The sequence below is a fragment of the Alteromonas sp. 14N.309.X.WAT.G.H12 genome, from assembly GCF_036697315.1.
In the GTDB taxonomy this organism is placed as follows: Bacteria; Pseudomonadota; Gammaproteobacteria; order Enterobacterales; family Alteromonadaceae; genus Alteromonas.
This window is the reverse complement of sequence record NZ_JBAHZB010000014.1, coordinates 45,231-57,250: the sequence shown is the minus strand read 5'-3', so window position 1 is coordinate 57,250 and position 12,020 is coordinate 45,231. Positions and strand designations below refer to the sequence as shown.

Genomic DNA, 12,020 nt, shown 5'->3' with positions numbered 1-12,020 from the left:
CTTGTACGCTTCTGTCACCGGTAAAGGTGCAGCCAGTCCGCCGTCTAAATAAAAATCGGTATTGGCTGCTTGTTGTGAGGCAACCTTAGTGGTTAATTTGACACCTTGCTTATACAGCAATGGCAGGGCGCTAGAGGCTTTAATCAGGTCGACCCAGTTGTGTTCACTTTTCATGGGATTTAGGTAGTAGGCTTTTCTGTCACGGGCATTGGTGGCCGTAAACAGAATTTCTCTGCCACTGACATTTTGCTTGGCAACGTCGAGATCCAGCAGGCGGTTGGCTTCCTGGGTTTTCTCAAAATACCAATCCAGATCAACAATGTGTTTACCCACTAAACCTCTGCCCATCTGGAAAAAGCGTTTGTGCCGGGTTAAACCGCGAATAAGACGTTTCGCATAGCCTTTTTGGCGCGCCACATAGCTGGTTAGATTTTGGGAGCCGGCGGAGGTACCAATAAGGATGTCAAAAGGGTCGTGTCCTTGTTCAAGCCACACATCTAATACACCGGCAGTAAATATGCCTCGCTGACCGCCACCTTCTGCAACCAATGCCACTTTGCCCCTTTGTTTGCCAGGTGACTTAACGCGAATGGATGACTCGGTCGCAGACTGCTTAGACAACATGATAAACCTCTTCTGACCACTTAATTATTGACTACTTGGTCAAAGTGTAACGAGATCAAAGGACACTGGAAAATTCAAAGAGTTAATCACGCTGATAGGAAAATACGTCAAATAAAAAAGTGGCGACCTTGTGGCGAGAAATAATGGGGCTAAAGAATGCGTATGTCCCTGGCGAAGTTGAAGCGAGCATGGTATCCATTGGCTTTTGAAGGCGATAAACGGGGAATGGACATTGCTTCGGTAAGCCTCGACTAGGCGACTTGCGTAGGCGATTTTGCAATAGTGTCGAGAGCGTTTGAATAAGAAGCAGCAAAGAGAAGGTTTTCTCTTTGCTGTTTAAACAACTCAACAGGTCACTGAAGAGTTAGTCAATCACTTTGAAATGAATTGAACTGGGGTATTGTTCGCTATGATATACCTTATGCAGTGCCTTAACGAAGTCGTCTTCTGTGGCGTTAAATATGTTGTCGACATATTTTTGCGGGTTCATATCCATGAACGGAAACATACTGCTTTGTACTTGAACTTGTAACCGATGGCCACGTTTAATGGTGTGTAAAACATCGTATAATTCAAACGTCACCAAGGTGGGTTTATTCGGCTCAAAGGGTTCGGGGGTGCTCATGCTGTTTCTGTAGCGTCCACGAATAATCCCCCAACGTACCAATTCATGACGGTTGCCGGTTTCTTTGTCCACTTTATTGGTCGACTCGTCTAAGCCTGGAAATACATCCACCAACTTCACCACAAAGTCAGCCGCGCTTTGATCTGTAGAGACCCAAAGGTTGATGTCGATGGCACCGGCAATGGTTTGGTCTTCTGTTGCTACCTCGCCATTAAAAACCAAGACATCAGTGCGTCTGGCGGTAAAACGTTGATCTTCTGCCATGTAAGGTCTATCCCAACCGCGACTGACTTTATCTGAGTGAGGAACGGGTTTATTCGGATCGCTGATATAATCGCTTGATCCCCCTTTAGCTTCTTTACTTTCTGAAAGGGTTTCATCTGCACCCAGATACAGCACAACGTCTTTGCCTTGCTTAGGCGGCCAGGTATCAAATTCACGCCAGCGATTAGCACCGGTTTCAAACATAGTGGCCGTGGCTAAAGGCTGGGCTTTTTCGCCCTTAAGGTTATGCTTGAAAAACGGTAATAGTACCCGTTCTTGGAACCACTCACTGGTGTTAAAACCGAACTGGGCTTCGCCCATTTTACTGCCATCTTTGGCATTCCACTGGCCGTGATACCAAGGCCCCATAACAAGGTGAATATTGTCTTTCTTGTTCTTTTTGGACATGGTTTGATAAGTGGCTAATGGGCCATATAGATCTTCGGTGTCATACCAGCCACCTACCACTAAGGTGGCCGGTTTAACATTGGTTAAATGAGGCAACAGATTACGAGCCTGCCAATATTCATCATAGTTTGGATGTTCTGTTAATTCGTTCCAAAAAGGTCTTTCACCCTTAAAGTAGTTTTTGTTTACGTTACTCAGTGGGCCTAGTTTTCGGAAAAACTCATAGCCGTCAGGGGTTGTGGATTTCATGCCCTCAGGCCAATACGCGAACTGTCCTCCCCGTTGTTTGTCAAAGGTATCAAAGAAAATAAACGCCATTGGGGTAGAAAAGGCACCGTTACGATGGAAATCATCATAAAACCAATTGGCGATGGGGGCTTGAGGTGAAATGGCTTTCAGTGCTTTGTGGCTATTGATGGCCGCTACCGAGGTATAATAGCCCGGGTAGGAGGTGCCCCACATTCCCACTTTGCCGTTGTTATTTGGCACATTGTTCACTAACCAATCGATGGTGTCATAGGTGTCTGTAGCATCATCAACTGCATCGCCACCTTTGTCTCCTGCGTTTTGAGGGCGCATATTCACATACTCGCCTTCAGACATAAATTTGCCACGGACATCCTGGAATACGAAAATAAACCCTTCTTTTTCGAAAATCTCACTGGGCCCGAGTTTGGTTTTATATTTATCTGCACCATAAGGCGCAACGCGATAAGGCGTGCGTTGCATCATAATGGGATATTTTGTTGACTTGTCGTAAGGAATGTACACAGAAGTAAATAACTTCACCCCATCACGCATGGGAATTTGATATTCATATTTCGCGTAATGTGAGCGGATATATTCGGCTCTTTTATCGTTTTCGTTAGGCGCTGCGGCGTGGGCAAATGCTGATAGCATCAGGCTGTAACAGACCACAATGAACCCTAGTAGGGTTTTCTTATTCATTAAAATTTCCTTTCATGATCAGAGACGCAAAACACTCTGTTCTGGTCTCAATAAAACGGTAGCTTCGGCAGCTTATGAGGCACAGTAAATTTAACTCGATTGTTCAAACTGCCGTGGTAACAGCATAGCAAAATTAAGGGCCAAAATGGCGAACAATTAAGGCCGTCACTAAAAGTGACATCCAGATAAACAGCCCGCTAAGTCGATGGTAGACATGAAAAATACCAATAAAATTGCCACCAAGGCCCTTGGCTAGGTATACATCAAGCTGCAATGAAAAACCTATCCTCAATCAACATTAACGTCTTTACTCTCAGTAGAAGAGCCAATCCCCATGGATATCCAGAGCTGTGGGCCGTTTGTTAGCAAAGTCAGCCGATGTGAACTAGCCTTGTGAAAGGGATGAGATGGGATTTTCACGGTATAACTTTCTGTCCGTTTCCTATACTCCACCGGCGGCAATGTGATTTATTGTGAATCAATCTAAGGGAGAATGCCCATGCCTCGTTATCGACAACCTGGCGTTTATATTAAGGAAGTGTCCAGTGGTAACAAAAATATTCAAGGGACGCCTACCTCACTCGTTGCCTTTGTGGGCAGTACCTTTCGGGGATCAGGTAACCAACCACGACTTATTGGCAGCTGGAAGGATTACATCAGTGAATTTGGCGATCTTTCTCACCCTAGTGGTGTGAGTGACGAGGGGGATCACATGGCGCTGGCGGTGCGCGCTTTTTATCAAAATGGTGGCAAAGAGGCTTACATCTGCCCACTGGTGAGTCATTCCCATTCCGTCAGGCTTTCCTCGGCGTTAAAAAAGCAATTCACGATGGCCAATTCAGCGGATCTTCGTGCCAGGGAGTACAGTGACTTTTGCACCACGTTATTGCGACACCATCCTGAGGTTTCTGTGCTGGTATTGCCAGATTTGCCTTGGCTAGCTGAAAACATCGCAAACGAGGTTGTTCGTGACACACTTGCCTGTTGTGAAGCCGCCAAGCACTGTATGTTGCTGGTGGATCCTCCTTTGGATACGCCATTGAAAACCACCGAAGATATTGAAGCGCTGGCACTACCTCGTTCCAGTTATTCGGTGATGTACTACCCTTGGGTTGAAGTGGATAACCCCTTTTATCACCCAGTGACGAATGCCAAAGCCAGCCGCACCCTTGCTATTCCCCCTTCGGCATTAGCAGCGGCAATATGGGCGAAAACCGATACCTTACACGGTGTGTGGAAAGCGCCTGCGGGGGCAAACACACAGCTTGCTGTCAATGATTTGCAGTATGCCGTTACAGAGGATGTCTTAGCGAATTTAAACCCATGTGGTGTGAATTGTTTGCGTAGTTATCCTGGCTTGGGGTTTGTGGTGTGGGGCGCGCGAACCTTAGCCACAGACGCAGAACCTCAGTGGCGATATATCGCCGTGCGTCGCATGGCCATGTTTATTGAGCAAAGCTTGTTAAAGGGGTTGCAATGGGTCGTATTTGAGCCAAACAACCAGCCGTTATGGCAGGCAGTGACGGACAGTGTGTCTGCCTTTTTACGTGATTTGTTTCAAGCCGGCGCATTTGCGGGGCAAAAGGCTGACGATGGTTTTTTTGTTCACTGTGGATATGGTGAGACCATGAGTCAAACCGACTTGGATAATCACCAGCTTGTGCTGCTGGTGGGCTTTGCGCCACTCAAGCCCGCAGAGTTTGTGACTTTGCGCTTGCAACTTAACACCGCAACTCCCTGACATTTGCATTGGCGAACGCATCAACCGCGGGCCTCGATAGGCGGAAGTGATTTACCTTCAACGTAGGCTCTGGTAGCGAGGTAAACGGCCGGATTGTTTTCTTAGTACAACTTGATAGAGCTGTAATGAGCGACTACGAAATGCCCCAGCACACACTCTTAAATAATACACCCACATACGATAAAAGCGCTCGCTGTACTGAGCTTTTAACTCAGGCCAGGCGGCAACAAAATTATCATGCCACGCCATCAGTGTGGTGTCGTAATCAGGTCCGAAGTTATGCACATCTTCAATAACGAAGTAGGGCTCTACCGCATCACTGATTTGGGTGAGGGTAGGAATGACCCCATTCGGGAAAATGTACTTGTCGATCCAGGGATCGGTGCCTAGCGACGCTCTTGCCTTGCCGATAGTATGCAAAACAAAGATGCCCTCGTCTTTCATTAAGCCATGAGCTGCCCTCATATAGGTGCGATAGTTTTTGGGGCCGACGTGTTCAAACATACCGATGGATACTAATTTGTCGTATTGGCCTTTAAGTGTACGGTAGTCTTGAAGGGCAATGTCCACCGGGAGGCCTTTACAGCGCTCATCGGCGAGTTTCTTTTGCTCTTTGGAGATGGTAATGCCCGTTACGTTAACACCGTATTCTGTTGCCGCCAGTTCAGCAAAGCTGCCCCATCCACAGCCAATTTCCAGTACAGATTCGCCTTGTTGAAGCTGGGCCTTTTCGCAGATTAAACGCAGTTTGTTGAGCTGTGCTTGGTGAAGATCCTCTGCTTGATGCCAGTAACCACAGGAGTAACTCATGGTAGGATCAAGCATGGCTTGGTAAAGATCATTACCTGCATCGTAATGTTGCTCACCCACTTGATAAGCGCGTTTTTCTGACTGTCGATTCATGAAGGTTGCCGCTAACCAGTGCCGAAACATCATCCAGCGCCCGGTTATTTTCTCATCTAACTGGGCACTAATGGCGCGAGAAATAAACTCATCGAGTTGTTCACAGTCCCACCAACCATCGACATAAGCGTCACCTAATCCTAATGAACCCTGTCGTAGTACGCGGTTCCACAATGCGGTGTTATGAACCTGAGGATCCCAAGGGTTTGGGCCATTGACTGCAATACCTGCCTTTGCTAGCTGTTGATTTATCCATTGTTCTACAGAAGAGCGTGGCGTAAATTCCCTTGCGGATAGGTGATTGGTTACAGGCTTATCATTGATTGATGATGTGTTGCTAGAGTCGTTGAGTTGTTCGCGGGTGACGCCCATTCATTACCTCCTCATCATACTGAGCATAGTGTTTTGTATAAATCGGGAACACTATGAAAATAATACGCTTTTGAAAGGCGAAGTCTAAGCCAAAAAAACTATTAAACTTATTAATGAATCCTATCAACCTGCTTTTTGTTGGTAAATCGGTGAACGTGGCGGGATAATCTTAAAAATTGCCACTAAATTGTTTAAACGTGATTTTGGGTGCAATCTCATTGTCTATTTAAGTGAAATGATTCTTTGAGTTTTTTTAGGTATCGACGACTCACTGGAATTGTTTCTCCGCTATGGGTGAATATTGTCCCAAGGCCATTATCCAGTAATTTGATCTCTGAAATAGCGCTCATGCGCACAAGATATTGACGATGGCAGCGCACCAATGAGGTTTTTTGTTCTAAGGTTTTGAGGGTTAACTGGGTGTCTGCCTGTTGTCGTGAGGTTTTGATGTGAACACCGGCTAGATCGCTAAAGGCCATCTCGATTTCTGCTTCAGGAATAATTAACACCCGTTGATGCCCCGAGCAGGGAATATGGGTTAATGTCGCAGGTGTTATTGTCTCTAGCGCGGCTTGTGGCTGCGAACGTTTTTGCAGCCGGGTAATGGTTTTGTTAAGACGAGCAGGTTCAACGGGTTTGAGGATATAATCGAAGGCGTTATCTTCAAAGGCTTGTATGGCGTATTGCTCAAAGGCGGTAACGAGCACAACGTAGGGCATGGTGTCCACATCAAGCATAGCCAGCAGCTCTAACCCGGATATTTGCGGCATTTCTATGTCGAGAAAAAGGATATCGGGTTGATGTTGTTCAATGAGATCCAGCCCCTCGATGGCATTTGCTGCCTGCCCCAGTACTTCAATGACTGAGGTTTCAGCGAGCAGCTCGCACAGCTCCTCGCGAGCTAACGGTTCATCATCAATAACAATGGCGCTGAGCATAACCTAACCTCGACTTCAGTCTACAAAGTGATTGTGAAGATGCCTGGGAATAGAAAATGACATCCGAGTGAATTGGTTTTTATGGCATTCAACCACTAATCCTGCCTTAGGGCCAAATTGGTGAAGTAAACGCTTATCCACAATATCCATGCCTAACCCTGAATGCTTCTGTGTTGGGTGTTGATATAAACCTGCATCGTCTTCAACAATAATGCGAAGTTTATCGCCAGTGCAGCTGGCTTTGATACATAGCTTGCCCCCCTCCAGTTGCTGTGCAATACCATGTTTAATCGCATTTTCGACGAGTGGTTGCAAGGTAAAACTCGGTAACAGGACGGATTCTGCTGACGCATCACATTTTATCTCAATGGCTAACCTTTCAGCAAAACGGGCTTTCTCTATGGATAAGTAAGCGTTGACGTGCTGAAGCTCTTCTTTGAGACTCACCAGTGCCATATTCTGCTTTAAATTAATGCGAAAAAACTGGGATAAGTTGAGGATCAGCGCCCGGGCTTTATCGGGATCACGGCGAATAATCGCACTTATCGTGTTAAGCGCATTAAATAGAAAGTGAGGGTTTACTTGCGCTTGAAGTAACTTAATTTCTGATTGTACTAGGAGATCTTGTTGCTGTAGATAGGCACCGTAAACAATTTGGCTGGATAATAATTGGGCGATCCCTTCAGCCATTGACATGGTAATGGTTGAAAGAAATTTTCTTTTCGGTTCATAAAGCTTAATGGTTCCCACCACTTCTGATCCCGAGTGCAGAGGAATAATGACCACCGACCCCAATGGGCAGTGTTTATCTAACGAGCATTGATAGGGCTTATCGGCACCATCAAGATGGACAATTTTATTATTGTGGATGGATTTTAATGTGCTGCCTGAGGATATGGGCGTATTGGGTAGGTGGTGATCACCCCCCATGCCAATAAAGGCTAGAATTTTTTCTCTGTCGGTAATGGCTACGGCCGCCACGTTGGTTTCTTCATATACGATGCGGGCCACTTTTTCCGCGTTTTCATGATTAAATCCCGAATAAAGAAGGCCCACAGAGCGATCGGCAATAGATAGGGCACGTTTAGAAAAGGTCGCAGAATATTTTTCGAATATGGTTTTTTTATCGGAGAGAATACTAATAAATAATGCGGCACCAACGGAATTGGCAATGATCATGGGAGCGGCAATGTCACCGACGAGTGCGTAGGATTTTTCGAATGGGGTGGCGAGAGTGAGCAAAATCGCCATTTGTGACAACTCCGCGACGAAAGTGACAATACCCACATAAAAAGGATTAAACAGAGATAATCGCTGATTTTTCCGCACAAAGTAAATATGCATTATACCACCGATGACACCTTCGACAGTGGTGGAAACCGCGCAGGCGACATCAGTAAATCCACCTAATGAATAACGGTGTAGACCTCCCGTTAAGCCCACGGCAAAGCCGACGACAGGGCCGCCTAAAACGCCGCCTAATACCGCGCCTATGGCTCTCGTGTTGGCGATGGCATCACCGATTTGAAGGCCAAAATACGTACCAAGAATACAAAAAGAAGAAAAAACAAAGTAAACAAGATAGCGATGCTTTCGATGGGAAGCGTTACTCAAAATAGGAAGGAATAACGGGGTTTTGCTCAGCAAATAGGCTAATACGAGGTAAACACACATTTGTTGTAGTAAAGAAAGTATCAGTTCCATGGCGTTACTGGATTAGCTCTATTGGGTATTGAGTGGCGATGAAATGAATTATAACTGATTCTGTTTGGCAAAAATGAAAAAGCCGCCCTATTGGGCGACTGATCACAAGCTAATTACGTCAATTAAGCGTCCACCGGTTGAACGGTGTCGTTTGCTTCAACCGAAATGGGTGTAAGGGGCGCTTCCCCTTTTCCTTTTGATATACGGATAACATATACCATGGTTGCTAGCGAAGCGATAACACCGACTATGGTTGAGATCTGCATGTCGAGTCCAAAGCCGAGGGTCGCGTTATTTAAAATGAAGGTGACACAGACCGCAGTCATAAATACCGCAGGGATGGTGGTGATCCAATGCAATTTATTATGGCGAAGCAGATAAGCCGATGCTGTCCACAACATCATGACGGCGGTGGCTTGGTTGGCGAAGCCAAAGTAGCGCCAGATTACACCGAAATCGACTTGGGTCAGAATCGCCCCTAAAACAAATAGGGGGGCAGCCATCAGTATACGGTTACGAATAGTCTTCTGACCCACGTTAAAGTATTCAGCCAGAATCAAACGACTGGAACGAAATGCCGTATCGCCTGAGGTGATAGGTAGGATCACCACGCCTAAGAAGGCGAGTATGCCACCAAACACACCCAACAAACCAAATGATGCCGTATAAACCACGTTACCAGGGCCACCATCTTTTATTGCAGCAGATAGGCCATCGAGGTTATCGAAGAAGGAAAGGGCAATGGCACACCAAATTAATGCAATTACCCCTTCGCCAATCATTGCGCCGAAGAAGACGAAGCGTCCATTCTTTTCGTTTTCCATACACCGGGCCATTAAAGGAGACTGGGTGGCATGGAAACCTGAAATTGCACCGCAGGCGATAGTGATAAATAATGCTGGCCAAAGGGGCATATCATTCGGATTTAGATTGGAAAACATGTCGCTAGCGGAGAACTGACTGAGAATGGAATGATTGTCGGAAAAGAACGCAGCGGCTAGCAGTCCAACGGACATAAAAATAAGTAATGCACCGAAGAAAGGATAGAAACGGCCAATCACCTTATCCACAGGGACGATTGTTGCCAATACATAGTAAGCGAAAATAATCGCAACCATTGTACCGACTTCAACATGCCAGGATGTTTGATCGTTAACTAAATTAGTGATCATGCCAGCTGGGGCAGAAACAAAAACCACACCCACAAGCAATAACAAGACAATGGCAAATAGGTTCATAAAGTGCTTGGCGCCCCGACCTAAATAGCGGCCGGAAAGACTTGGCACCGACTCCCCCTTATTGCGAACCGATAACATACCAGAGAAATAATCATGAACTGCGCCCGCAAATATGCAGCCAAGCACAATCCATAACATTGCCGCTGGACCATACAGCGCCCCCATAATTGGACCAAAAATAGGACCAACGCCCGCAATATTAAGTAATTGTACCAGGTAAACCTTAGGGGTAGACATAGGCACAAAGTCCACGCCATCAGCCTGGCTATGTGCCGGCGTAGGGCGAGCCGGAGTAATACCGAAGATCTTTTCTACAAAGGCGCCATAAATAACATAGCCAGCAATAAGCGCTGCTACACAAATTAAAAACAATATCACAGGTTGTAATCCTTATTGTTTGTAAATGGTAAGAGTGTAAATGTTTGAATTAGGTTAACGACTTGAAAGAATATATGCATTTTAAAAATAACTAAGTGGTCGTATAGCAAATTAAGCGGTAATTTTAAGTGGCAAATAGAAAGGCACAGGGAAAGGGTTTTGGATCCGAGTGTGATATTGGCTGCTCTCTGATTTATCAAGATAGTGCTGAGTGACCATCTAACGGAAACACAATGTACACGCAAAAATTTTACGCAAATTTTATGCTTCATCACCCCATAGGTTTGCTAAAGTGATTCTCACGAAAAGGCAAACGAGCAGCGAAGTAAAAACCGTTGAAAAATATCCCCGCCCTCATACGAAAAGCACCTTTTGCATTTGCGTTACTGATCGTGTGCACAGCTGCAATTTTTTCCTTTGCCTTGGACGCTTGGTTTTTGCCCACACAAGGCACATTGCTAATTCTTCAACTGGCTGTAGTTATTACTGCTCTACTTGGTAATAAGCAAAGTGCCATCTTTGCAGGAGTTCTAAGTGGCTTAATTTTCAATTATTTTTTTACCATACCACGCTTCTCACTGCATATGGCGAACGTACATGACATCGTTAATTTGTCTATTTTTCTAATTGTAGCGGTACTAACTGGATTTATGGCTGAATTTTACAAAGCGAAGCAAGAAGCGTTAGAAAGGGCAGAATTGAGAGCCAGTATTTTAATGTCGGTGTCCCATGATTTACGTACCCCGTTGTCAACGATTATAGGTTCATTAGGTACGCTTAAAGAGTATCAGCACAGGTTGCCTGCCCAAGAAAGAGAAGAGTTACTTCAGGGCGCATTGGAGGAAAGCCATCGACTGCATCGCTATATTGAAAACCTGCTCCAGGCGACTAAGCTGCATCAGGGTATCAAGCTCAATAGCGTAAATCAGGCGCTACTTCCGTTAGTCAATAATGTCATTAAACGATTTGAAAATGAACGTATTACGATTGAACAAGCCGATATGATACCGAATATCACGGCAAGTGGTTATCTACTGGAACAAGCCATTTACAACGTAGTCGATAACGCGCTGAGGTATTCGCCTAGTGAGTGTTCGGTTATGTTACGTTTTGCTGTTGAAGATAGCTTGGTGCATTTGGATGTAGTGGACGAAGGGCCGGGAATTGGGGGGGACCAAAAGGAGGCGGTATTTGCTCTTTTTTTCTCGACCAGAACAGGTGATTCAGGCTATGGAGGCTCAGGAATTGGGTTAACGGTTGCAAAAGGGATTATAGAAGCCCACCACGGTCGTATTTCAATATTGCCCAGTACGAAAGGATGTACTGTTCGTATATCTCTGCCCAGTGTTGGGAACGAGTAATATGAAGCCGCGAATTCTTGTCATTGATGACGAAATGCAAATTCAGCGTTTCATGAAAATATCATTAGCCGCCGAAGGATTTGATTATGTTTCTGCCCTTAATGCCCTTGACGGGCTGAGAGTGGTTCGTGAGCAGGAGCCAGCGCTGGTTATTCTGGATCTCGGGCTTCCAGACAAGGACGGAAGCTGGTTGCTCTCACAACTTAGAAGCTATTCTCAAATACCGGTTTTGGTGCTGACTGCACGTGATGAAGAAGATGAGAAAGTACGGCTTCTCAACGCGGGGGCAAATGACTATCTGAGCAAACCCTTTGGTATTAAGGAATTGATAGCAAGGATAAGGGTTTTATTACGAGATTTAAGTGTTCCTAAAACCTATTCGCCCATTTTGCGATGTGGGGATATAGAGCTCAACACGGAAGAACATGCAGCTTGGCACAAAAACACGCGAGTGTCTTTGACCAAAAAGGAATTTTTATTGCTGCGCTATTTAATGAGTAAGCCGAATGCATTGTT

At 45.6% G+C, this 12,020-nt stretch carries 9 protein-coding genes; 3 read left to right on the top strand and 6 right to left on the bottom strand.

Annotated features, from left to right (window positions below; all coding sequences use genetic code 11):
* The coding region (locus tag V5298_RS06915) for a patatin family protein (protein ID WP_332930737.1) at positions 1–624 on the bottom strand (624 nt) is incomplete at its 3' end.
* Between the two features lie 364 nt (positions 625–988).
* Positions 989–2,869 (bottom strand): CocE/NonD family hydrolase, encoded by a 1,881-nt coding sequence (locus V5298_RS06910; RefSeq protein ID WP_332930736.1) that lies wholly within the window; start codon positions 2,867–2,869, stop codon positions 989–991.
* Between the two features lie 499 nt (positions 2,870–3,368).
* Here V5298_RS06910 and V5298_RS06905 point away from each other — a divergent pair, with 499 nt between their 5' ends.
* Complete coding sequence (locus V5298_RS06905; protein WP_332930735.1) at positions 3,369–4,610, top strand: phage tail sheath family protein; 1,242 nt, start codon at positions 3,369–3,371, stop codon at positions 4,608–4,610.
* Positions 4,611–4,667: 57 nt separating this feature from the next.
* Here the strand turns inward: V5298_RS06905 and cfa are convergent, their stop codons facing one another.
* From cfa to V5298_RS06885, 4 genes are all read right to left on the bottom strand, one after another.
* The gene (cfa, locus tag V5298_RS06900; RefSeq protein WP_332930734.1) at positions 4,668–5,885 is read right to left on the bottom strand and encodes a cyclopropane fatty acyl phospholipid synthase; all 1,218 of its coding nucleotides are present in this window, start codon (positions 5,883–5,885) and stop codon (positions 4,668–4,670) included.
* 215 nt (positions 5,886–6,100) lie between these two features.
* Positions 6,101–6,823, bottom strand: coding sequence for a two-component system response regulator BtsR (btsR, locus tag V5298_RS06895; protein WP_332930733.1), 723 nt, complete (start codon positions 6,821–6,823; stop codon positions 6,101–6,103).
* Positions 6,824–6,838: 15 nt separating this feature from the next.
* Entirely contained in the window at positions 6,839–8,527 is a 1,689-nt protein-coding gene (locus V5298_RS06890; RefSeq protein ID WP_332930732.1) for a sensor histidine kinase, read from the bottom strand.
* 122 nt (positions 8,528–8,649) lie between these two features.
* Positions 8,650–10,143 carry a carbon starvation protein A gene (locus V5298_RS06885; protein WP_332930731.1) on the bottom strand — a complete coding sequence of 498 codons (1,494 nt, stop codon included), beginning with the start codon at positions 10,141–10,143 and terminating at the stop codon, positions 8,650–8,652.
* A 335-nt stretch (positions 10,144–10,478) separates the two neighbouring features.
* Here V5298_RS06885 and V5298_RS06880 point away from each other — a divergent pair, with 335 nt between their 5' ends.
* Together V5298_RS06880 and V5298_RS06875 are read left to right on the top strand one after the other, a co-directional pair.
* Positions 10,479–11,504: a sensor histidine kinase gene (locus V5298_RS06880; RefSeq protein WP_332930730.1), complete on the top strand. Its 1,026-nt coding sequence runs from the start codon at positions 10,479–10,481 to the stop codon at positions 11,502–11,504.
* 1 nt (position 11,505) lies between these two features.
* Positions 11,506–12,020 (top strand): response regulator transcription factor (locus V5298_RS06875; protein WP_332930729.1); only part of this gene is annotated, 515 nt, incomplete at its 3' end.